General features: G+C 64.9%; 21 protein-coding genes, 2 tRNA genes and 1 pseudogene. 6 read left to right on the top strand and 18 right to left on the bottom strand.

Going from position 1 to position 21,656, the window contains the following annotated elements; all coding sequences use genetic code 11:
* Nucleotides 1-6 precede the first annotated feature (6 nt).
* From AABA86_RS29010 to AABA86_RS29025, 4 genes are read left to right on the top strand one after another with little or no spacing between them, the layout of a single operon-like run.
* Nucleotides 7-183, top strand: coding sequence for a hypothetical protein (locus AABA86_RS29010; protein WP_212253854.1), 177 nt, complete (start codon nt 7-9; stop codon nt 181-183).
* Nucleotides 180-746 carry a cytochrome C oxidase subunit II gene (locus AABA86_RS29015; RefSeq protein ID WP_338309244.1) on the top strand — a complete coding sequence of 189 codons (567 nt, stop codon included), beginning with the start codon at nt 180-182 and terminating at the stop codon, nt 744-746. The genes AABA86_RS29010 and AABA86_RS29015 overlap by 4 nt, the downstream gene beginning before the upstream one ends.
* Nucleotides 733-2,355: a b(o/a)3-type cytochrome-c oxidase subunit 1 gene (locus tag AABA86_RS29020; protein ID WP_338309245.1), complete on the top strand. Its 1,623-nt coding sequence runs from the start codon at nt 733-735 to the stop codon at nt 2,353-2,355. Before AABA86_RS29015 ends, AABA86_RS29020 begins: the two co-directional genes overlap by 14 nt.
* A complete protein-coding gene (locus AABA86_RS29025; protein WP_212253851.1) occupies nt 2,355-3,170 on the top strand; it encodes a c-type cytochrome in 816 nt (271 codons plus the stop codon). Before AABA86_RS29020 ends, AABA86_RS29025 begins: the two co-directional genes overlap by 1 nt.
* Nucleotides 3,171-3,324: 154 nt before the next feature.
* On the opposite strand, the gene AABA86_RS29030 is transcribed toward AABA86_RS29025, so the two are convergent.
* The gene (locus tag AABA86_RS29030; protein WP_212253850.1) at nt 3,325-3,795 is read right to left on the bottom strand and encodes a type II toxin-antitoxin system RatA family toxin; all 471 of its coding nucleotides are present in this window, start codon (nt 3,793-3,795) and stop codon (nt 3,325-3,327) included.
* Nucleotides 3,796-3,813: 18 nt separating this feature from the next.
* The gene (gene lipA, locus AABA86_RS29035; RefSeq protein ID WP_338309246.1) at nt 3,814-4,770 is read right to left on the bottom strand and encodes a lipoyl synthase; all 957 of its coding nucleotides are present in this window, start codon (nt 4,768-4,770) and stop codon (nt 3,814-3,816) included.
* Nucleotides 4,771-4,900: 130 nt separating this feature from the next.
* Between lipA and AABA86_RS29040 the strand changes: the two genes are divergently transcribed.
* Nucleotides 4,901-5,503 carry a DNA-3-methyladenine glycosylase gene (locus tag AABA86_RS29040; protein ID WP_338309247.1) on the top strand — a complete coding sequence of 201 codons (603 nt, stop codon included), beginning with the start codon at nt 4,901-4,903 and terminating at the stop codon, nt 5,501-5,503.
* Between the two features lie 2 nt (nt 5,504-5,505).
* Here the strand turns inward: AABA86_RS29040 and AABA86_RS29045 are convergent, their stop codons facing one another.
* The 11 genes from AABA86_RS29045 to AABA86_RS29095 form a co-directional block, all read right to left on the bottom strand.
* Nucleotides 5,506-8,382 carry a valine--tRNA ligase gene (locus AABA86_RS29045; protein ID WP_338309248.1) on the bottom strand — a complete coding sequence of 959 codons (2,877 nt, stop codon included), beginning with the start codon at nt 8,380-8,382 and terminating at the stop codon, nt 5,506-5,508.
* A gap of 126 nt (nt 8,383-8,508) precedes the next feature.
* Nucleotides 8,509-9,276 carry a PopZ family protein gene (locus AABA86_RS29050; RefSeq protein ID WP_212253846.1) on the bottom strand — a complete coding sequence of 256 codons (768 nt, stop codon included), beginning with the start codon at nt 9,274-9,276 and terminating at the stop codon, nt 8,509-8,511.
* Between the two features lie 303 nt (nt 9,277-9,579).
* Nucleotides 9,580-10,965, bottom strand: a complete 1,386-nt coding sequence (locus AABA86_RS29055; RefSeq protein ID WP_212253858.1) for a TolC family outer membrane protein — start codon at nt 10,963-10,965, stop codon at nt 9,580-9,582.
* Between the two features lie 205 nt (nt 10,966-11,170).
* Entirely contained in the window at nt 11,171-11,833 is a 663-nt protein-coding gene (locus AABA86_RS29060; RefSeq protein ID WP_212253845.1) for a protein-L-isoaspartate O-methyltransferase family protein, read from the bottom strand.
* 154 nt (nt 11,834-11,987) lie between these two features.
* Complete coding sequence (locus AABA86_RS29065; RefSeq protein ID WP_212253844.1) at nt 11,988-12,161, bottom strand: hypothetical protein; 174 nt, start codon at nt 12,159-12,161, stop codon at nt 11,988-11,990.
* Nucleotides 12,162-12,375: 214 nt separating this feature from the next.
* A tRNA-Asn gene (locus AABA86_RS29070) sits at nt 12,376-12,450 on the bottom strand.
* Nucleotides 12,451-12,585: 135 nt separating this feature from the next.
* Nucleotides 12,586-12,954, bottom strand: coding sequence for a hypothetical protein (locus AABA86_RS29075; RefSeq protein ID WP_212253843.1), 369 nt, complete (start codon nt 12,952-12,954; stop codon nt 12,586-12,588).
* A 207-nt stretch (nt 12,955-13,161) separates the two neighbouring features.
* Complete coding sequence (locus AABA86_RS29080) at nt 13,162-14,850, bottom strand: flotillin family protein (RefSeq protein ID WP_212253842.1); 1,689 nt, start codon at nt 14,848-14,850, stop codon at nt 13,162-13,164.
* A 22-nt stretch (nt 14,851-14,872) separates the two neighbouring features.
* A complete protein-coding gene (locus AABA86_RS29085) occupies nt 14,873-15,532 on the bottom strand; it encodes an OB-fold-containig protein (protein ID WP_212253841.1) in 660 nt (219 codons plus the stop codon).
* Nucleotides 15,533-15,542: 10 nt separating this feature from the next.
* Nucleotides 15,543-16,706 (bottom strand): PspA/IM30 family protein, encoded by a 1,164-nt coding sequence (locus AABA86_RS29090; RefSeq protein WP_212253840.1) that lies wholly within the window; start codon nt 16,704-16,706, stop codon nt 15,543-15,545.
* Nucleotides 16,707-17,895: 1,189 nt separating this feature from the next.
* Nucleotides 17,896-18,156, bottom strand: a complete 261-nt coding sequence (locus tag AABA86_RS29095) for a hypothetical protein (protein ID WP_015686208.1) — start codon at nt 18,154-18,156, stop codon at nt 17,896-17,898.
* 261 nt (nt 18,157-18,417) lie between these two features.
* On the opposite strand from AABA86_RS29095, the gene AABA86_RS29100 reads away from it, so the two are divergent.
* Entirely contained in the window at nt 18,418-18,615 is a 198-nt protein-coding gene (locus AABA86_RS29100) for a hypothetical protein (RefSeq protein ID WP_028144701.1), read from the top strand.
* A 76-nt stretch (nt 18,616-18,691) separates the two neighbouring features.
* On the opposite strand, the gene AABA86_RS29105 is transcribed toward AABA86_RS29100, so the two are convergent.
* From AABA86_RS29105 to AABA86_RS29125, 5 genes and pseudogenes are all read right to left on the bottom strand, one after another.
* Complete coding sequence (locus tag AABA86_RS29105) at nt 18,692-18,838, bottom strand: hypothetical protein (RefSeq protein ID WP_212244143.1); 147 nt, start codon at nt 18,836-18,838, stop codon at nt 18,692-18,694.
* 202 nt (nt 18,839-19,040) lie between these two features.
* A tRNA-Cys gene (locus tag AABA86_RS29110) sits at nt 19,041-19,114 on the bottom strand.
* Nucleotides 19,115-19,211: 97 nt separating this feature from the next.
* A pseudogene (locus AABA86_RS29115) lies at nt 19,212-19,817 on the bottom strand (ABC transporter ATP-binding protein); the annotation flags it as partial.
* Between the two features lie 163 nt (nt 19,818-19,980).
* Nucleotides 19,981-20,781, bottom strand: a complete 801-nt coding sequence (locus AABA86_RS29120) for an ABC transporter permease (protein ID WP_445083494.1) — start codon at nt 20,779-20,781, stop codon at nt 19,981-19,983.
* A gap of 115 nt (nt 20,782-20,896) precedes the next feature.
* Nucleotides 20,897-21,631 carry a tRNA-uridine aminocarboxypropyltransferase gene (locus AABA86_RS29125; protein ID WP_338309250.1) on the bottom strand — a complete coding sequence of 245 codons (735 nt, stop codon included), beginning with the start codon at nt 21,629-21,631 and terminating at the stop codon, nt 20,897-20,899.
* Nucleotides 21,632-21,656: the final 25 nt, after the last annotated feature.

The raw sequence follows: 21,656 nt of genomic DNA on the forward strand, positions 1-21,656 counted from the left end.
GACGTCATGATCAATTCCGATCCGCCGACCAGCCCCGCTAGCGCCGACCAGGCCGTCGAGGAGGTCGTCGCGCAAGGTCCGTCCGGCGCGATCGTGGTCGCCGGCATCGCCACCGCCTGCGTGGTCGCGATGTGGCTCGCCTTCTATCTGTTCGTCTTCCTGCCCCGCGGATCGCTGCAATGAGCGCCGAGGAAACTCATCACGCCAGCGCCGAGGTCGCCGCCCGCGTCGAGCGGCGCTGGGCCACCATTGCCGTGATCATCATCGTGATGATGGCGCTACTGGCGGCTTTTGCCGGCATCCACCGCGCGACCATGCCGCAGCCGCGCGTCGAGACCACCGATCCCTCGCGCCTGCATCTGTCCGGCGAATTCGTCGAGAGCAATCTCGGCAGCGTCCTGGAGGCCAATGGCAATGTGACCGTGCGCGCGATCGGCCAGCAATATTCCTTCACGCCGGCCTGCATCGTGGTGCCCGTGGATACGCCGATCACGATGCGCGCCACCAGTGCCGACGTCGTCCACGGCATCCTGATCCAGGGCACCAACGTCAACACCATGCTGGTGCCGGGCTACATCTCCGAGCAGCTGATGCGCTTCACGAAAACCGGCGACTATCTGATGCCCTGCCAGGAGTTTTGCAGCTTTGGCCACGAAGGCATGTGGGGCAAGGTCAAGGTGATCGACAACACCGAATTCGCGGGTCGCGCGAAGGGTGGCGGGAGGCTGAGCTGTGTTGATCAATAGGAAGCTCATCCTCGCCCATTTCTGGCTGGCCTTCGTCGTATTCGGCATCGCGCTCACGCTCGGCGCCTGGCAGATGTTCATCCGCAGCCCGATCGGCACCTGGCTCTCCAACCCCGAGCTCTATTACCGCTCGCTGACCGCCCACGGCACGGTGATGGGCTACGCCTTCCCGACGCTGGTCGCGATGGGATTCGGCTACGCCATCAGTGAGTCCGCGCTGCAGCAGCGCCTGGTCGGTGTGCGCTGGGCCTGGGCCGGGTTCTGGTTGATCGTGATCGGCAGCATCATGGCGGTGATCCCGATCGCAATGGGGCGTGCCTCGGTGCTCTACACCTTCTATCCGCCGCTGATCGGCAACGTCTTCTACTACCTCGGCGTCGTCCTGGTGGTGGTCGGCTCGTGGATCTGGGTCGCGCTGATGTCGATCAACTTGCGCGTCTGGCGCAAGGCCAATCCCGGCGCGCCGGTGCCGCTCGCCATGTTCGCCAATGTCGCGGGCTCGTATTTGTGGGCCTGGACCGCGGTCGGCGCCGCGCTCGAGCTGCTGCTCCAGATCATTCCGGTTGCGGCAGGCCTGAAGTCCACCATCGATGCCGGCCTCGCCCGCATCTTCTTCTCCTGGACGCTGCACGCCATCGTCTATTTCTGGCTGATGCCGACCTACATCGCCTATTACGCCATCGTGCCGCGCGCGATCGGCGGCCGCGTCTATTCCGACTCGATGGCGCGGATCTCCTTCATCCTGTTCCTGGTGGTGGCGATGCCGATCGGCATGCACCACACCTTTGCCGATCCGCAGGTCGGTGCCGGCTTCAAGTTCATCCATTCCGCCTTCACGGCGCTGGTCGCGCTGCCGACGCTGCTGACTGTGTTCACGATCTGCGCCTCGGTCGAGATCGCGGCGCGGCTGCGCGGCGGCCGCGGCATGTTCGGCTGGATCGGGGCCCTGCCCTGGGACAATCCGATGATGCTGGCGCTGGCGTTCTCCTTCGTCATGCTCGGCTTCGGCGGCGCCGGCGGCCTGATCAACATGAGCTATCAGCTCGATGCCTCGATCCACAACACGCAGTGGATCACCGGCCATTTCCACCTGATCTTCGGCGGAGCCATCGTCATCATGTATTTCGCGATCGCTTATGATCTCTGGCCGCATCTGACCGGGCGCGAGCTGATCGATATCCGCCTGATCCGCACCCAGCTCTGGCTGTGGTTCATCGGCATGATCGTGACGACCTTCCCGTGGCACTGGGTCGGCATTTTGGGGATGCCGCGCCGCATGGCCTATTTCGACTTCGGCGATCCCGCGATCGCGCCGCAGGCGCTCTCCGTCACCCTCTCGGCGATCGGCGGCTTCATCCTGCTGGCCTCGGGCATCATGTTCATCGTCATCCTGGCGCGTGGCATGCGCGCGCCTCAAATCGACGCCGGGCCCTATCGCTTCGCACTCGCCGTACATGAACCAAAGACGGTGCCGGTCGCACTCAACACCCACGCGCTATGGGTGGCGCTGATGATCGGCCTCACCCTCACCAATTACGGCTATCCGATCCTGAATCTGGCGCTGAGTTCGGGCACCTCGGTGCCGGCCGTCTATGTGGGAGCGCAGTGATGAGCACGCGCGACCTCTTTACCTTCCGCAACAGCCATTTCAGGACTGGCGTCGGCATCACCGCCGCGATCCTCGTCGTCACCACGATTGCCGGCTTCATCGTGCTGCCTTTCGCACAGCCCTGGGTCCAGTTCGCCAGCGTCTGGGACGCAATCTGCAGCGCCGCCGGGGTGCCGCAGCGCGCGGCCAGCGTCACGGCGCCCGAGCAGGCAAAACGCCTGTCCGAGGTCGTGCTCACCTCGAACACGCTGTCGCGCCCGAGCCAGGAAGCCATCGGCCGTGGCGCGACGCTGGCGCAGCGTTGCGCGATCTGTCATGGCCCGACCGGCGTCAGCCGCGCGGACTCGCCCAATCTCGCCGGCCAGTATGCCGCCGTGATCTACAAGGAGTTGCACGATTTCCGCTCGGGTGCGCGCACCAATGCCGTGATGTCGCCGTTCGCGGTCAACCTGACCGACCAGGAGATCGCCGATCTCTCCAATTATTACGCCTATCTGCCGCGGCTTCCGGCCTATCATCCAACGCCGCAGCTGCCCAAGCCGAACATCGTGATCTATGGCGCGCCGATGCGCGGCATCGCGCCCTGCGGCTCCTGCCATGGCAGCCTCGACAACAAGACCGGCAGCCCGTGGCTGGAGGGACAGTCCGAAGCCTACATGAAGGCGCAGCTCCACGCCTTCGCCTCAGGTGAACGGCGCAACGACATCAGCCAGCAGATGCGCAACATCGCCCGCGCAATGACGCCTCAGGAAATCGAGGCGGCCGCGGCGTATTACGCCTCGCAGCCGCCGGATGTGGTGAAGGCGGTGGATTGAGGATGGCTCTCGTGCCCCGGACGCAGCGCAGCGCTGCTTCAGCGGTGCGCTGCAGAGCCGGGGCCCATCTCTCCGAGGCGTTCGGGCGGCGTGGGTCCCGGCTCTGCGCAGCAACGCTGAGGGCGTTGCAGCGCGTCCGGGACACGAGAGTTATCTACGACGACGCCAGCTTCGGCCGGCCGTAGATCGCATCCGCGCGCTTTTCGAACGCGCTCGAAAACCGCGCGAACGCGGCGTCGAACATCGAGCCCATCAGCAGCGCCAGCATGCGGCTCTTGAATTCGTAGGACAGGAAGAAACCGACGTCGCAGACGCCCTCACCTTTGGGCTCGAACGTCCAACGGTTTTCCAGGTTGCTGAAAGGACCTTGCAGATATTCGACCAGGATCTTCTGATTGGCGCGATCGAGCGTCACGCGGCTGGTGAAGGATTCCTTGACCAGCTTGAACGACACCGTCATGTCGGCGACCAGCACCTCGGTGCCATCAGGCTTGGCCATGCGCTGGCGCACCTTCAGCGCGCTGCACAGCGGCACGAATTCCGGGTAGCGCTCGACGTCGGCGACCAGATCGAACATCTCGGAGGCGCTGTGATTGACACGGCGCTTGCTCGAAAATTTGGGCATGGTGGCTCAGATGGCGGTTCAGCGGGCGGTTGCGGCCCGCGCGGCCCTCAGTCTCGCAAAATCCTCGCCGGCATGATGCGACGAGCGGGTGAGCGGGCTCGCCGACACCATCAGGAAGCCCTTGGTGTAGGCGATCTTCTCATAGGAGGCGAACTCGTCCGGCGGCACGTAGCGCATCACCGCGTGGTGCTTGCGGGTCGGCTGCAGATACTGGCCGATGGTCAGGAAATCGACCTCGGCCGAGCGCAGGTCGTCCATCACCTGCTGCACCTCGTGGCGCTCCTCGCCGAGGCCGACCATGATGCCGGACTTGGTGAAGATGGTGGGATCGAGCTCCTTGACCCGCTGCAACAGCCGGATCGAATGGAAATAGCGCGCGCCGGGCCGCACCGTGAGATAGCGCGACGGCACGGTCTCGAGATTGTGGTTGAAGACGTCGGGCTTGGCGGCAGCGACGATTTCGAGCGCCCCCTCCTTGCGCAGGAAGTCCGGCGTCAGGATCTCGATCGTGGTCGAGGGGCACGCGGCCCGGATCTCGCGGATGGTCTGGGCAAAGTGCTCGGCGCCGCCGTCATCGAGATCATCGCGATCGACAGAGGTGATGACGACATGGGCGAGGCCCAGCTTGGCGGTGGCCTCCGCCACATGCTGCGGCTCGGCCGCATCCAGCGCATTCGGCAGGCCGGTCTTGACGTTGCAGAAGGCGCAGGCACGGGTGCAGGTGTCACCCATGATCATGAAGGTGGCGTGCTTTTTGTCCCAGCACTCGCCGATGTTCGGGCAGCCCGCTTCCTCGCACACCGTGTGCAGGCCATTGGACCGCACGATGTTGCGGGTCTCGCCGTAGCCGCGGGTATTGGGCGCGCGCACGCGGATCCAGTCCGGCTTCGGCGGCGAAGCGGAGTCAGGGCGATTCACCTTTTCGGGGTGGCGCGGGCGCAGCGGGTTCGTGATGGTATCGACAATAACGACCATGGGGTGTCCGGTCTGTTCAGGTCCTACCTAGTCGGTCTCGCCACGCATCGCAACCCGGCTCGCGCCGCTTCAGGGAACATGGCAGATATGGGCAATATCCTGCTCTGTTCTCAGGCGATTCTCACCTCGAATGGCTCCAGTATCGAAGACTTCCACACCGCGGCTCGGCAAGGTTCTGAAGCGGGCCTTTTTCAACCGCGACGTCCGCGAGGTCGCCCGGGACCTGATCGGTGCCACCATGCTGGTCGACGGCGTCGGCGGCCTCATCGTCGAGGTCGAGGCCTATCATCATACCGAGCCGGCGGCGCACTCCTACAACGGTCCGACGCCGCGGAACCAGGTGATGTTCGGCCCGCCCGGCTTTGCCTATGTCTATCGCTCCTACGGCATCCACTGGTGCGTCAACTTCGTCTGCGAGGAGGAAGGCTCGGCCAGCGCCGTGCTGATCCGCGCGTTGGAGCCGACGCACGGGATCGCCACCATGCGTCGCCGCCGCCACCTCCAGGATGTGCACGCGCTGTGCTCGGGTCCGGGCAAGCTGACCGAGGCGCTCGGCATCACCATCGCGCACAACGCCCTGCCGCTGGACCGCGCGCCGATCGCACTGCATGCACGGACCGAGGATTTGGAGGTAGTGGCCGGCATCCGGATCGGCATCACCAAGGCCGTCGAACTGCCCTGGCGCTATGGCGTCAGGGGCTCGAAGTTTCTGAGCAAGCCGTTTCCGAAGTAAGTCTAGGACGCCTGCTTCAGCCGCTCCAGCGCCTCGAGCAGCTTGGCCTTGCGCGCCAGCGCGGCCTCGCGCTTTTCGCGCTCCTCCTCGACGACCTCCTCGGCCGCGTTGGCGACGAATTTCTCGTTCGCGAGCTTGGACTCGGCGCGCTTGATGTCGGCGTCGGCCTTGCCGATCTCCTTGTCGAGACGCGTGCGCTCGGCAGCGACGTCGATCACGCCCTTGAGCGGCAGCGCGGCCACCTCGCCGCGGACGAGCAGCTGAACCGCTCCGTCAGGCGCGCGGTCGGCGAAGGAGATGTCCGACAGCCGCGCCATGCGCATGATGACGTCGGTCCAGCGCGGCACGCGCTCCCCGGTCTCGGCGGAAGCGCCGACGAGCACCAGCGCCGTCAGCGTTGCCGGCGGAATGTTCATCTCGGCACGCACCGAACGAATCTGCGTGATCAGGTCGATCACCCAGCCGATCTCGGCTTCCGCCTTGGGATCGGTGAAGTCGGCGTGGTCGAAGATCGGCATGACCAGCATCGGCGACACCAGGGGGTCGGTCGGCCCGGCCGCTGCAGCGAGGATTGCGAGCTGCTCCGGCGTCGGCTCGGCCGGCTTCAGCGGCCATTGCGCCAATGCGAGCAGACCATCGCGCTTGGCCGTCACCTCCCACAGCTCCTCGGTGATGAAGGGCATGAAGGGGTGCAGCAGCTTCAGGATCTCATCGCGCGCCCAGGCGACCATGGCGCGGGTCTCGTCCTTGGCCGGGCTGTCCGGGCCGAGCAGCACGGGTTTTGCGAGCTCGACATACCAGTCGCAATAGACGTTCCAGACGAAGCGGTAGATGCTGCCTGCCGCATCGTTGAAGCGATAGGCTTCGATGGCCTCGGTCACCTCACGCGTGGTGTGCGCGCTCTCATGCGCGATCCAGCGGTTCAGCGTCTCCTTGGCCTTCGCCGGCTCGAAACCCTCGGGCACGGCGCAATGGTTCATCTCGGCGAACCGCGACGCATTCCAGAGCTTGGTCGCGAAATTGCGGTAGCCCTCGACGCGGCTGGTGGCGAGCTTGATGTCGCGGCCCTGCGCCGCCATCGCGGCCAGCGTGAAGCGCAGTGCGTCAGCGCCATATTCGTCGATCAGGTTGAGCGGATCGATGACGTTGCCCTTCGACTTCGACATCTTGGCGCCCTTCTCGTCGCGGACGAGGGCGTGGATGTAGATGGTCGAGAACGGCACCTCCTTCATGAAGTGCAGGCCCATCATCATCATGCGGGCGACCCAGAAGAAGATGATGTCGAAGCCGGTCACCAGCGCATTGGTCGGGTAGTAGCGCTGCACCTCGGGTGCGTCCTCGGGCCAGCCGAGCGTCGAGAACGGCCACAGCGCCGAGGAGAACCAGGTGTCGAGCACGTCCTCGTCGCGCGTGATGAAGCCCTCGCGCTTGTTGCGGTCGAGCGCCATCTCGCGGCCTTGCTCGGCCGTGATGACCTCCTGCTCGACGTAGTAGCCGAGCGCGTGGCTGACGGCCTCCTCCTCGGTCTCGGCGACGAACACCTTGCCATCGGGTCCGTACCAGGCCGGAATCTGATGGCCCCACCAGAGCTGGCGCGAGATACACCAGGGCTGGATGTTCTCCATCCACTCGAAATAGGTCTTTTCCCAATTTTTCGGCACGAACGACGTCTCGCCCGACCGCACCGCCGCGATCGCGGGCTTTGCCAGCGTCTTGGCGTCGACGTACCACTGGTCGGTCAAATACGGCTCGATCACGCTGTTCGAGCGATCGCCGTGCGGCACCATGTGGGTGTGCGGCTCGATCCGCTCGACGAAGCCGAACGATTCCAGCCGCTCGACGATGCGCTTGCGCGCGGCGAAGCGGTCGACCTTGTGGAATTCCTCGGCGAATTGCGCGGCGCCTTCCGGCAGGTCGCGCAGATAGTCCTCGTTGTCGACGAGATCGAGACAGCCTTCCCTGTCGATCACGCTGATCCGGCGCAGGCCGTGGCGATTGCCGACCTCGAAGTCGTTGAAGTCGTGCGCCGGCGTGATCTTGACCGCGCCCGAGCCCTTCTCGGGATCGGAATAATCGTCGGCGACGATCGCGATCTTGCGGCCCACCAGCGGCAGGATCACGTTCTTGCCGACCAGCTTCAGATAGCGCTCGTCCTCGGGATGCACGGCAACGCCGGTATCGCCCAGCATGGTCTCGGGGCGCGTGGTGGCGACGACGATGAAGCTCGAGGGATCCTCGGGATTGAACGTCTTGCCCTCGATCGGATAGCGCAGATACCAGAGGTGGCCCTTGACCTCGGTCTGCTGCACTTCGAGATCGGAGATCGCGGTCAGCAGCTTGGTGTCCCAATTCACCAGCCGCTTGTCCTTGTAGATCAGGCCGTCGCGGTGCAGCTCGACGAACACCTTGATGACGGCCTTCGACAGACCCTCGTCCATGGTGAAGCGTTCGCGCGACCAATCGCAGGACGCGCCGAGCCGCTTGAGCTGGTTGATGATGGTGTCGCCGCTCTCGGCCTTCCACTGCCAGACCCGCTCCAGAAACTTCTCGCGGCCCATCTCGCGGCGGCCGGGCTGCTGGCGTTCCATCAGCTGCCGCTCGACCACCATCTGGGTCGCGATGCCGGCATGGTCGGTGCCAGGCTGCCACAGCACGTCGCGACCGCGCATGCGCTCGAACCGGCACAAAATGTCCTGGAGCGTGTTGTTGAGGGCGTGGCCCATGTGCAGCGAGCCCGTCACGTTCGGCGGCGGGATCACGATGGTAAACGGCACGGCGTCGCGGCGGTCGGGGCGGCCGGCCTTGAAGGCAAGGCTGTCCTCCCACACCACGGACATGCGGGCTTCGATATCGGCGGGCTGGTAATTTTTCTCGATCATGGGGCTGTTAGAAAGCCGCGTGTGCGGGTCAAGTCAACGGGAAGCTCAGCGGCAAAGGCTTTCCTGCCCGGTCCGCAGACCGAATATGCCACAGGAGCAGGGCTTTATCGGGGCCGCAGGGCAGTCTCAGCGGCCGCCGCGCGAGACCCGCTCGATTTCGGCCTTCACGATGCGTTCAACCATGCCAGGCAGGTTGTCGTCGAGCCAGGACTTCAGCATCGGACGCAGCATCTCCTTGACCAGGTCCTCCAGCGTCCGCGCGTTGCTGCTGAGCACCGTATGGGCCAGCGAGTTGAAGGCGGATTCGACCGCCGAGACCGTGGTTTGCGCTAGCATCGGCTGTTGCGGCGGCAATGGCGGGGCGTCGAAGTCCACCGGCGCATAGGACGGTGGCGGCGTCGGACGCGGCGGCGGCGATTCGGCGAATTCGAGATCGTCACGCGGCTCGACCTTGCGGAAGCTCGGCGGCGGCGGAGGCGGTGTCGGATCCATCGCCATGTCGTCGGTCAATTCGAGCACGTCGGGCTCAGGCTCGGGCTCCGGCTCAGGCTCGCGGACCTCCGGCGCAGGTGTGGCCGCATCGAGCCCCGCCAGCAGCGCGTCGATATCGTCCTGGTTATTGGATGCATCCGCCGCAGGTGCAGGCGGTGGGGCCGGTGCTGGCTTTGCGGCAGGGGGCGGCGCGGGCTTTTCAGCGGCAGGCTTGGCAGAGGCAACCTTGGAGGGCGGAACGTCGTTCATCGCCTGCGGCTTGGGTGCGGGCGCCGCGGCAGCTGGCGCCGGCTTTGCAGCCTCAGCCGGCGGCGGCTTGGCCTCATCGTCGGCAATGATGCGCCGGATCGAGGCCAGAATCTCCTCCATCGAGGGTTCTGTGACCTTTGCAGGCTGCGTCATCTCCGACTCCACATCATCAACGCCCTCGCATGCGTTGTTTTACACCAAGCACGGCAGGATTGGCCGGTTCCGGATGGGCGGCCCGACATTTTCGTCGCGGCAGCCCGACTTGTCCCCAGATCACGGCTCAACGTGCGGCGGTGCGCCCCTGCCCCCGGCACTCAAGCTTTACGCACACGGCATCAATGCGAGGCGAATCGACCCGCATCGTCTTGGCAAGGCTATGTCAGGGATTTTGATGATTGCAAGCAAAGCGCCGGTCGGCCTCGGCAATTCACGAGGCCGACCGGACGAGTACGGGAATCAGCGCCCGTCAGGCGTACGCACGCCGGCCCAGCTGTCGCGGACCTGATGGTAGTGAACGCTGGGATCGTAAACCGTGGTCGCAAGGCCGAGGACCTGCGGCGCCAGACGACCAACGGCGGAGAGAACGTTGTAGGATGCGACGACGCGGTCATGCTGCGCGGTCACCAGCGCGACGCGCGCATTGACCAGCGCCTGCTGCGCGTTGAGCACGTCGAGCGTGGTGCGCTGACCGGCCTTGGCCTCTTCTCGCACGCCGTTCAGCGCGATCTCGGACGCCGTCACCTGCGCCTGTGCGGACTGCACCTGCGCCTTGCCGGCCTGCAACGACCCCCACCACTGTACGACGGTCGCGCGCGTCTGATCGCGAGTCGTTTCGAGGTTGAGACGCTGCTGCGCCAGATTTTCCTTGGATTGGCGGATCAGCGAATACTCGCTGCCACCCTGATAGATCGGCACCGAGACCTGCGCGATCGCGGATGCGTTGAACGAGCGGTACTGAATCAAAGACTGCTCGTACGACTGGGTCACCGCCGCCTGGAGGGAGACCGTCGGCAGCAGAGCGCCCTCGGCGACCTTGACCTGCAAGAAGTTGACGTCGATGCCGAACATTGCGGCCGTGACGTTAGGATGCTCGACGAGCCCGAGCTCGACTGCGGCGGCGAGCGTCGCAGGCAGGAAACGATCGACCGGCGAACCGGGCGCCAGGTTCGTCGGCTCGTTGCCGATGATGCGGCGGAAGTTCGCGCGCGTCGTGGTGAGATTTGCTTCCGCGGTGAGGGCCTGCGTCCTGCCGGCCGCCAGCTGTGCTTCCGACTGTGCAACGTCGGTACGTGTGACTTCGCCGACATTGAAACGGTCACGGGTCTGCTTGAGCGTCTGCTCGAGCACCCGCACGTTGCTGCGCTGGACTTCGAGCGTCGCCGAGTCGCGCAGATAATCCATGTAGGTCGTGGCGGCCTGGAGCAGCACGCTTTGATCGAGACTGCGCAGCGCTTCGCGAGAGCCGGACACCTGACTCTCGGCGGCACGCGTCCTGTTGGCAGTCTGGTTACCGTTGTAGAGCGTCTGGGAAGCAGTCAGACTCGCACTGCGCGGCAGGCTCCTGCCATTGACGGGAGGGTCATTGCTGCCGCTCTTGAAGTCCGAGTACTGGTAACCACCGCTGGCGGTCAGATTGACCTTCGGGCGATATCCCGACAGCGCCTGAGGCACGTTTTCGTCCGTCGAACGCACCTGGGCACGCTGTGCGTTGAGTTGCGGATTGTTCTGATAGGCGCGCACCAGCGCGGCTTCGATCGTGTCCGCCAAGGCAGGCGTCGGCCCGGCAAGCGCCAGCAGCAGGACCGAAACCGCAGCGCCGGTGAAGAGCTTCACCCCATGCATCCCAAAAATTCCGTTCATTCTAACGCCCGGCTCGTGCCCGCGAGCTGGGTTACCGTCTACGAGTGGAGTCATCGCCCCGCCGCAACATAAGACGCGGTCAAGCGCGACGGAACTACCTGAGGGTAGTTCTCGGTGGAAACTCTTCACGTGCAGCATCCCGGCCACACTTCTGATTCAGAACGGGATTTTATCGGGTTCTGGGCCGTCAGAACACGAAGGCGGCAGCCCGCGCCAGCCCGGGAAGGACCGGGGCAGCAGCGTCGAACAGCGCCCGATGGCCGAATTCACCATGGGTCTGGGTCATGATTATGGCACGCGGCGGCCTCGATTCGGCGGACACCCCCACCAGACGCCCGCCCTCCTTCAGCTGCCCGAGCAGCGCTTCCGGCGTCACCTCGGTCGCGCCATTGAGGATGATCACGTCAAAGGGAGCGGCCGAAGGATCGCCCTCGGCGCAGGCGGCGGCCTTGCAGGTCACATTGGCGAGGTTCAGGGCGGCCAGGGCGGGCTTGGCCTTCGCGGCCAAAGCCGGGTCGCATTCGGTCGCGGTAACCTGCTGCGCGAGCTTGGCGGCCAGAGCCGCGAGGTAGCCCGTGGCGCACCCGACCACCAGCACGTTGTCGCCCTCGCCGATTTCGGCGGCCTGGAGCAGCTTGCCGGTCAGCTGCGGCTTGATCAGGAACCGCTTGGCGGCGCCTTCGCTCACGTCGAGGTCAAGATCGAGATAGGCCAACGCCTGCCGGTCGGCCGGCACGAAAGCCTCGCGCGGAACCGTGAGCATGGCATCGAGAACACGACGGTCGGTGACGTCATTGGTGCGCACCTGGCCATCGACCATTTTGAGGCGCGCGGTCGAGAAACCGGACATTTGCGGACCCTGCAAGGCGGACGATGCCGCGGACGAAATTCGCGGCATCTTTGGAGCATGCACGGCCAAAACGCAACACGGCCGTTCGCCTGCGGGGCCAAGGCTTCCGCATCTTCAAGGCTTCCGCATCTTACCGCTTCAGGGCCGGAGGGGATTATTCGATGGCCACCGCTAGGCGACCGATCAGAGCGGCGACCTCGTCCAGCCGAGCCGAATCGGGCGTCTCGACCGCACGCGCCAGACAGGCGAGGCATTCGTCGTCGCTGAGTTCGGGAACGTCGGCCGGCAGAATCGAGGGGGCCATATGGTCGACCTGGATGTCTGGCATGGGAATCAGCTCCGTTGAGATCCGGCAAACCCAAGGCTCGATTTCAATTGAGTCGATTTGGCGCCACCCGCATGGCGTGACGGCGCCCATGCACACATCTGCTTGAGGATGATTCCGGGCGAGAATTTATGGATGCGCGGCTCAGAGAGCAAAGCAACGACGTCGCGCGCCACATGAGGGCGCAACCATAAACCATTGAATTTGCGGCAGGATTTGGCTCCCCGGGCTGGATTCGAACCAGCGACCATCCGATTAACAGTCGGATGCTCTACCGCTGAGCTACCGAGGAAAAGGCGAACCAGTCGTTCGCGCGCGGCTGCGTATAACAAAGCCGCTTGCGCTTGCAAAGGACGAATTCGTCATCATCCGCAGGCGCGCCGGAGGAAGGCTGGGACGACCCCTCCTCCGGCCATGTCGCCAAAGGCTATTCCGCGAGGAACGAGGTGGTCTTGGTGCCGGGATCGTAGCGCAGCCGAAGCGCGGTCATCTTGCAGAGGTTGACGTTCTTCCAGAGCACGGCTTCGTCGTAGTTCTGCCAGTCGACGCGGATGTTCCAGACGCAGCCATCGTCGTCTTCGTCGAACTCGACATAGGTGCTGGCCTGGTTCTGCAAAACCTTGTCGAGCTCATTGTCCCATTCGTCCAGGCCATCGTCCGGCGCGTTGAAGCCCAGGAATCTGATGGCATAGCCGGTCTCGTTGACGACGGTGACGTTGCGGGCATCGGCCGCGAACGACGGCATGGCGGCGATCGAAAGGCCGATCGCGATCAGTCCAGACAGAAAATATTTCATATGAAATTCCCCGATCGAAACAGGCTTCGGCACCTGGCGTCGATCGGCGCAGGCGCCGCGGCAACCAATGGCGTTGCCTCAGGAAGATTCGTCCGGAGTGCGATCGAAAGGTTCAAGACGATCGATCGGCACTCCGGCACGTTGCGCGACGCGAGACGCGCTCAGCCTGTTTATCGATTCGAATTCTCCGCAGCAATGAACGGGCATTCATAGATCGGCGGTGTTCGTCTTCTCGGGTGCCGGCACGGCCGCGCCGTTGCTCTTGCCGGTCACGGCGCCGACCAGCGCCTTCACGGGATCATCGTCGGGCGCAAAGCCGCTCTGGCGCAAGATCTCGTCGATCATCGGACGCAGCGCATGCACCTTGAGCAGCTCGCCTGCGAGCCCCTCGCCGAAGCCGACATTGCCTCCGCCGGCGCCGTTGCCGCCGAACGCGCCGCCGGTGTGCAGGATACGGACGTCCTTGAGGTTGGCGATGGGCTTGACCATCTCGGCCAGCGCCGACGGCATCGTCTCGATCCGCTTCTTGGCGATCTCGAAATCGATGACGTTGGCGCCGAGCTTGTTCTGCGCCTCGTTCTTCATGGTGATGACAGCGGCTTCCGCCTCGCCGATGTTGCGCACGCCGACGGCCTTGATCTTGTTGGACTCGGCTTCGGCCGTGGCCAGCGTCTTGACGGCCTCGGCGCGATCGAGCGAGGCCTTCTTCTCGGCTTCGGCCGCGACGATCAGCTCGGTCGATTTGCGCTCGGCCTCAGTCCGCGCGGCCAGCACCTGGGTGAGACGGGCACGATCGGCGACCTCGACCGCGCGTGCGGTCACGACCTTTTCCTCCGCGGAGACCGCGATCGCCTCGGCGGTCTTGGCCTCGGCGACGGCTTCAGAGGTCTGCTTGCTCTTGGACGCGATCTGGATCTCGTTCTCTTGGGTCGCGATCTGGATCTCGCGCTGGGCGTCGGTCTTGCGCTTGTTGATCGCCAGATCCGACTCGATCACCGCGGTTTCCTTGACCTGCTTGGCGCCGGCTTCCTTCTCGGCAACGGCACGGTCGGTATCGATGCGGGCATTCTCCTCGGTGAGGCGCGCGGTCTGCGTCGCGGTTGCGACCTCGGCGCGGGTGCTCGCGGTCTTGTTGGCGATGTCGCGCTCCTGCGACAGCTCGGCCTCCTTCTTGGTCCGCTCGATGCCGAGGGTCTGCTGCCGCGCCTCGAGGTCCTTCTGGGCGATCGCCACCTCGTTGTCGCGTACGATGGCGTTGCGGTCACGCCGGCGGGTCTCGGTGACGGTTTTGAGCTGGGTGAGACCTTCGGCGTCGAAGAAGTTCTCCGGGTTGAAGAACTTGACGTCGGTCTGGTCGAGCTTTGTGAGCGACACGGATTCGAGCTCGAGGCCGTTGGATTTGACGTCGGACTCGACCGTCGCCTGCACATGCTTGACGAAATCCGAGCGCTTCTCCTGCAGCTCCAAAATGGACATGGTCGCCGCCACCGAGCGCAGGCCGTCGACGAATTTCGCCTCGACCTGGTTGCGCAGGGCTTCGGCATCATTGGTCAGTGCGCCCAGCGTCTGGCTCGCAAGCGCGATGCTCTCGTCGTCGGGGCGAACGCGCACGTAGAACTCGGCGACGATGTCGACGCGCAGCCGGTCCTTGGTGATGAGGGATTCCCGCTCCTTGCGCTCCACGGTGAGCCGCAGCGTCTTCAGATTGACGCTGGCATAGGAATGGAAGATCGGCAGGATCATGGCGCCGCCGTCGAGCACCACCTTCTTGCCGCCGAGGCCGGTGCGCACGAAGGCCTCGTCGCGGGTGGCGCGCTTGTAGAGGATGGTGAAGACGATCCCCAGGACGATGATCAGCGCGACGCCGATCATGGCCGGGACTGCGATGTCGAACATGATGTTCTCCGATGATGACTTGCTAGCTGTTTAGAGTGGGCTTGGAAGGTTTGAGTTCATCGTCGGCCTTGACCGCCACGAAGCGGGTGCCGTCGCGGTCGACCAGCAGGACCAGGGTTCCCTGCGGCAGAGGCGATGACGCCGGCGCCGCAACCGCCCAGACGAAATGGCGGTTGCCGTGGACGTCGGCGACGCTGACGCGGCCGGGCGGCCCCTGGTCGAGCGGGCCGATGACGACCTCACCGATGCGGCCGACGAGATCCCCGAGGCCGACGGCATAGCTTTCATCCCTGGGAATGACCCGCGCGATCGCCCTGCTGGCAGCGCGGACCAGCGGAACCGAGACCGCGACGGCCCCGACCGAGGCGACCGTTGCCGGCAAGGGCCCCGCAACCATCCGCGCGATGTCCTGGATCAGGAAGCCGGTGATGGAGAAGGCGCCGAGCAGCAGCAGCAGGAAGATCAGAAGCGGCACGCCGCCGACATTGATCCAGGAAATGGCGTTGATGACGCCATTGTCGCTGGGATGACCGAAATCGATGTTGGTGCCGAGCATCTCGCTGAGCGAGGCCCCGACCAGCATCGAGATCACCTCGATCGAGCCGACGATGACGATCATGGCCGCCGCGATCGCGAACGGCCTGACCTCCGGCGACATCACGTGTTCGAGCAGAGCGCTCATGACACATTACTCAGGAGCGCGACTTCAATCGCGCCAGCCTCGCTGCAATCTCCTTGTCGCGATGCAACGTGCTGAGCTCGTCGATGTCGCTCGAATACGGGATCCCCTGCGGCACGCCGGTGGCGCGTGCCACCGCCCTGCCCGCCCGCAGCGCCTTCGCCGCCGCAGAGCCGCCCCCCTGTTTTCGGGATGACGTCGAGGCCTGATGGCTCGCCGCCGCCTCGCTCTTTTCGAGATCGGCACGGCGCTGCTCAGCATCCTGGAGCGCGGACAGCACCGCGCGCAGCGAGGTGATGCATTGCTCGATCTTCTCGTTGTTCTCGTCGATGGCACGGGAAAGCACATCGAACTGCGCCTCCATATCCATCTGGCGCGCGATGCCGGCGCGCGCGAGATCGTCACGGCCATCAGCGATCGCGCCCTCGATCTTGGGTGCGAGATCGGCCATCTCGCGTTCGATCTCGGTGCGGCGCGCGTTGAGGCGATATTCCTCGGCACGCGCAGCGGCGAGCGCGTCGCGCGCTTCGCTCTCGGCGCGCTCGATCTCGCGGATGGCCTGGCCGACCACTTTCAGCTTGTTCTTGCCTTCCGCCTGCTCGATCGCGTCATAGGCGATCCCGGCGATCAGGCGCCCGACCCGGGACAGGAAGTTCTCGGGAGCGGCAGCGATGGTATCCATGGCGTTCTCCTCCTCTGGCAGATTGTTCGGCGTGACGCCGTAGTGAACTTCAAAACCGTCGTCGGTGCGGATGAGGCGCGCGGGCGCGCTCTGCCCCCAGCCCTCGGCATAGCCGGCGTAGTCGAAGGGCACGCTGAAGCGCCCTTGCACGGTCGCAATCGAGATGGTGGCGGGCCCCTTGATCTTGGCGAGCTTGTCGTCGAGCGGCAGGCGGCGGCCTTGCGCTGCGCGATATTCCGCGCGGTCGCGCAGGCCCAGCGTCACCAGCCGCGAGGGCAGCGCAGTTTCTTTCCGGATCGGCTCATAGGCGTGGGCGTGCAGCAGCACGACGTTGGAACCCACATTGTGGGTCCGCGCCACCTCGTCGAGGATCTCCATCATGCGGTCATAAGCCCTGAACGTCGCCTCGATGGCGGCCTTGGCGGCCGGGTCAGGGGCAAGCCTGTAACGCAGCGCGGACGGCGCGTTTCGGGGCGATTGGCTCATGGAAAGCACTAAAGCACCATTTTGGTGCTTTAGGAAGAGAAGGCATAATCACGTTTCCCTGACCCTCATGCACGCTACTTATTGGTCGCTGTGCCCGGGACCCGCGTTCAAGCCAGGCGTTCACCCCTAGATCACAGCCGATCAAGACTTCTTGCACGCGCGGGTTGCAATTTGAGACGAAATGCAGGGAGGGTTCGGCAAGTCGGTTGCTGCTCGCGCAGCTTTCGTGTCCCGGACAAGCTGCAACGCGTCAGCGTCGCGGCGCAGAGCCGGGACCCAGGAAGCCGCGCACCTGCTGATGCATGGGCCCGGCCCTGCAGCGCACCGTCGAACCGGACGATGCTTCGCATCGCCGGGGAGACGCTGCGCAGCGTCCGGGGCACGCGAGACTGAGCTCTCCTCCACGCAACGCCTCGCGCCACCAACTTGCAATGTATAACGCAGACACAGATCCGCATCCTCGCGGCTCACTCTGCCCGAGCTTTGCTCATCTCATCGCCCTCTTTGTCAGAGGGCGCAGGGAAGACCGGGTGCCGGCTGGCACCCGCGGTCCACTGTGCGAAACCTGCGTGACAAGAAGCTGCACAGCGGCATACAGGTGTAGCCAGGACAACCCGGCCTTCCCTGCGCAGTGGTTTGACGGCTTATGCCGAGTTCTCCCCGGGGAGCGATGCACTATTGCCCCCGTCGCCTTGCAGATGACTGATGGGCGCACCCGGTCGGGCCGCACACATCACCACAAGACTTGACGCACAGACCCCGGGCGTCAGGACGACACGGTTTTGCCGTACGCAGATCACACCGGTCGTGTGCGCGATAGGCTGTCGCTCACGGTTGCCCGCCCTGCGATGCCTCTCGCGCCGATGTGACTAGCGTCCACCGCAGCTCACCCCACGTTTCGTGACGATCGCGATACGCCCCTCTGACCGGGGTGAGGTGGCCGGACAATGCGACAAAGCCGAAATTCTGTAAAGGCGAATATTTTCGCCTGCGCGCCTTGCCCCACGGCTAGCGTGTTTTGCCCGTCGGGCAGCGCAACCGCTTGTAGGCTAGAGCCGGATTGCGCTGCGATCCCATCCGGGCGACGGGAGTTGCGGCCCCCGTTGATCCACAGGCTGTCCGCAGCATATCCACAGGGCCGGTATCGCGAATTCGTCAGCCGGCGCGAGCCACTTGCTGCGCACAAATCCACAGGTCCTCAGCCGCCGGCCTGATCGAACACGCTGCGGCAGGCTTCGCTCAGGCTCGACCGGTTGCGCCGGAGGCACGCCGTGATGGCGCGGACGTTGGGTATTTCGCCGGCGCAGAGCCGGTAGACGTCGGGCGTGCAGGCCCGGCGCTGTTCGGCCGTCCCCTGCGCGTGGGCAGCGGAAGCAAACAGTGTCAGGAACAGCCCGACCGTGGAGGCGCGGCGCGCCCGGCTCTTCACACCCGCAAACCGCAAGAACCTCGCCTTCATGACCAGTCTCCCGTTCGCCCTGCCCGCTCCGGCCTGCATCGGGCCGGTATGCGAAGGGGTAGGAGAAATAAACCGCCGAGGATGTGATTTCTTTCACACGGCCCGCGCAGCGGAGGAACCTAGGGTTTCCGCGGGGATTTTTTTAGACATCGCTAACCAATCGGGACCCGATCGCCAGATCGTTAAAATGCGAACGATCGGCTCAACCGGGTAACAAACCGGCTCTGCGACATTGCACCGTCCGCGTTCTGCGAGGGTGCGATGAGAAGCGAAGCCGAATTCAACTTGCTGCTGGATGCCGTCCGGGACGCCATGGTCATTGAAGACTTTGCTCCCGCGCCGGAGGAGGAGTTCGTGCCCCGCTCGTGGAGTTTTGACGCGACGCCCAAAGCCGCCAATGACAACGAGGGCGCCTGGCCCCTCCTGCCGTTCCCCGACGGATGGTACGCGGCCTGCTGAGGGCTGCTTTCACGGTGAGCCGCAGCGCCCGCCTCGCGGGCGTTTTGCCGTTGCCGGAAACCGGGCGGCGCGACGATCAGGTCTTGACGCGTTCCTCGCCATCCTGCGGCGCCCGGTCGGGTGCGGCCGATGGAAAGATGCTGTCATAGATCGCACGGGCCTCACGGATGAGGCGAGCCCGTTCCAGCTCGGATTTCGGGACAAGTCGGACGATGTCGCCCACGGGTGCTCCAGCGCTCGTTGATGTCAGTCGCATCACTTCGCAGATGCGAAGTCTATGCCAACGGGCGTGAATCGGCGGTTTCCAGCAAGCCCCGGGCAAACCCGGTGATCGATCCGCCTCTCACGTCGGCAGAACGTTGCGCGCAGCCCTCTGCGGAACTGGCGGCGAAATCGAATAATGCTGGGATATCAGAGGGTTGTGATGGAGGCCACGACCAGAATTGAACTGGTGTACACGGTTTTGCAGACCGTTGCGTAACCACTCCGCCACGTGGCCCCGTAAGGCCGGAGCAATATAGGGGATGAAGGGTTTAGGCAACCGCCTTCGACCGATTTTGGGTGGGGGCCGCCCCGTCAGGGGGACCTTCGAAGCGTTACGCCTTTCTCCCGCCGGACCCCGCCAGATATTGCGCGAGAATCGTATCGGTTGCGCCGGCGGCGATGATCCTCCCCTGCTCCAGCAGGATCGCCCGGTTGCAGCTGCTCTGGATCAGCTCGATGTCATGCGAGGCGAACACCAGGATGCCAGCGCGGGCGACGATCTCGTCGAGCCGCTGCCGCGCCTTCTTGCGGAATTGCTGGTCGCCGACGCCGATCCATTCGTCGAGCAGCACGATCTCGCCCTCGACCGCGGTTGCGACCGCGAAGATCAGGCGCAGCATCATGCCGCTGGAATAGGTGCGCAGCGGCAGGTCGAGCCGATCGCCGAGCTCGGTGAACTCGGCAATCTCCGCCCGCCGCGCGTCGATCTCGGCGCGCCGCGCGCCGATCACGAGCCCGCGCCGCATGATGTTCTCGTAGCCGGTCGCTTCCTCGTCGAAACCGGCCTGCAAATCGAACAGCGACAGGCAGCGGCCGCGTACGTCGATGCTCCCCGCCGTCGGATGGTAGATGCCGGCGAGAACCCGCAGCAGCGTGGTCTTGCCGGCGCCGTTGGCGCCGATGATGGCGAGGCGGTCGCCGGCGCGGATGTCGAGGCTGACCTCGTTCAACGCCGTGATGATGTGCGAAACCGCCGGCTTCCGCCGCAGCGTCACGGCGCTGACGAACCGGCTGCGCAGCGAGCGGTCGCGAAACGACAGCACCGGAAACGTGACCGAGACGTCGCGAAGCACGATGTGGGCCGGGGCGGTCATGCGCGCATCACAGCCAATACGCCACGCGATGGCGGTATTTTGCGTAGCAGCCGAGGCCGATGGCGGCCGCGACGATCGCATAGAGGGCCCCTAGCAGCCATTGCTCCGCATCGGTCGGCTGCGACAAGAGCGGCCGTCGCACCAGATCGAGCAGCGTCGCGAACGGATTGACCAGCGTCAGCCAGTGAAACGCGGTGCCGCGCGCGCTGTCCTCGGTCCAGATGATCGGCGTGAGAAAGAAGACGAATTGCAGGCCGCTGACGATCGCCGAACCGATGTCGCGAAAACGCGCGCAGAGCATGCCGAGCGCGACCGAGCCGCCGAGCAGCGCGAGGAACAGGATCGCAAAGCCGGGCAGCGCGAGCAGCATGCTCCAGTGCAGCGGCCAGGGCAGCACGACGTAGAGCAGCACGACGATCACCAAATGATGCGCGAAGATGAGGACGTTGCGCGCGATCATCTGGAGGACATGAACGATCAGCGGCGCCGGCACCGCCTTGATGAGATGGCCGGACGCCACGAAGATGTTGGAGCCCTCCTGAAGCGTCGTGGCGATCAGGGTCCAGACGATCAGGCCGATCGCGAAGGACGGCAGGAAGACGGCGATGTCCTGCTTGAACAGGGCCGCATAGACCGTGCCGACGCTTGCGATCGTCGCGGCGAGCGTCAGCGTGATCCAGAGCGGGCCGATCACGGTCCGGCGGTAGCGCAGCGAAATGTCCATCAGCGCGAGCGTGCCCCAACGATCGGGCCGCGCCGCCTGTGCCAGAATTTCCTTCGCTGCGAGCTGAATTCGACTGCCCCTCAAGTTCTCGCTCTCCGATGCCGCAACAGGAGAGCAGATCGCAACCGGTTTCGGCCGATCGTCTCTAGACGCCCGGCCCTCGCGGTGCAATCGACCGTACAGATGAGTTGGGCCGAAGTCAGGCTCGTTTGCGCCGCCGGAAGTCGCGCCGGCCCTTCGGGGCAGGTTTGGGCGCCAATTCCGGCATCTCGGCCTGGACCTCGCGGTAGCGTGTTAACAGGCGTTCAAAGCTCGCATTCAGCGTCTCGGCGATATCAGGACGCCGCTCGAGGCCGGCGAGGATCGTCGCCGCAGCCTCGATGGTAGAGAGCCCGTCCTTGCGCGGCTCCTTGCGCAGACGGCCATAGCGCGAGGGATGCGCGGGGTTGAGGATCACGCGCTGGCACTTGAGCATCCAGGGATTGCGCCACCACAGCGCCTTGGCCTGGCTCCAGGTGCCGTCGAGCAGCACGATTCCTTCGAGCTTGCCGAGGATCCCGCGCTGGTTCTCCGCGACCTCGCCCTTGCGGTTGAGCGCGACGATCTCGCCTTCGGCTTCGAGATCGGCGGCGCGCGCCGAGCCGAGATAGAGCACGGCCCAATGCGAGGCATTCTCGACCGGCCGTCCCAGCGCCTTGGACAGGCTCGGCCAGGACAGGCCGACCCGCACCGTGGCATCGGCAAAATGCCGGGCCAGCAGCCGCGCAGTGCCGAGCGCCATGTCCTGCTCCTGCGGGTGCTGCAGGATCAGGAGCCCGAGGCGGCTCTTTTCAATTGGCGTGACGCTGTCGCAGATGCACAGCGGCATCGGCTTCTGGCAATGCGGGCACTCGGGGATCGGATCGGCGGCGGCAATATCTGGCGGGTTCGACATGGCCGCCGCTATACGCTTGATGCGG

The sequence above is a fragment of the Bradyrhizobium sp. TM233 genome (assembly GCF_036247965.1).
Classification (GTDB): domain Bacteria; phylum Pseudomonadota; class Alphaproteobacteria; order Rhizobiales; family Xanthobacteraceae; genus Bradyrhizobium; species Bradyrhizobium ottawaense.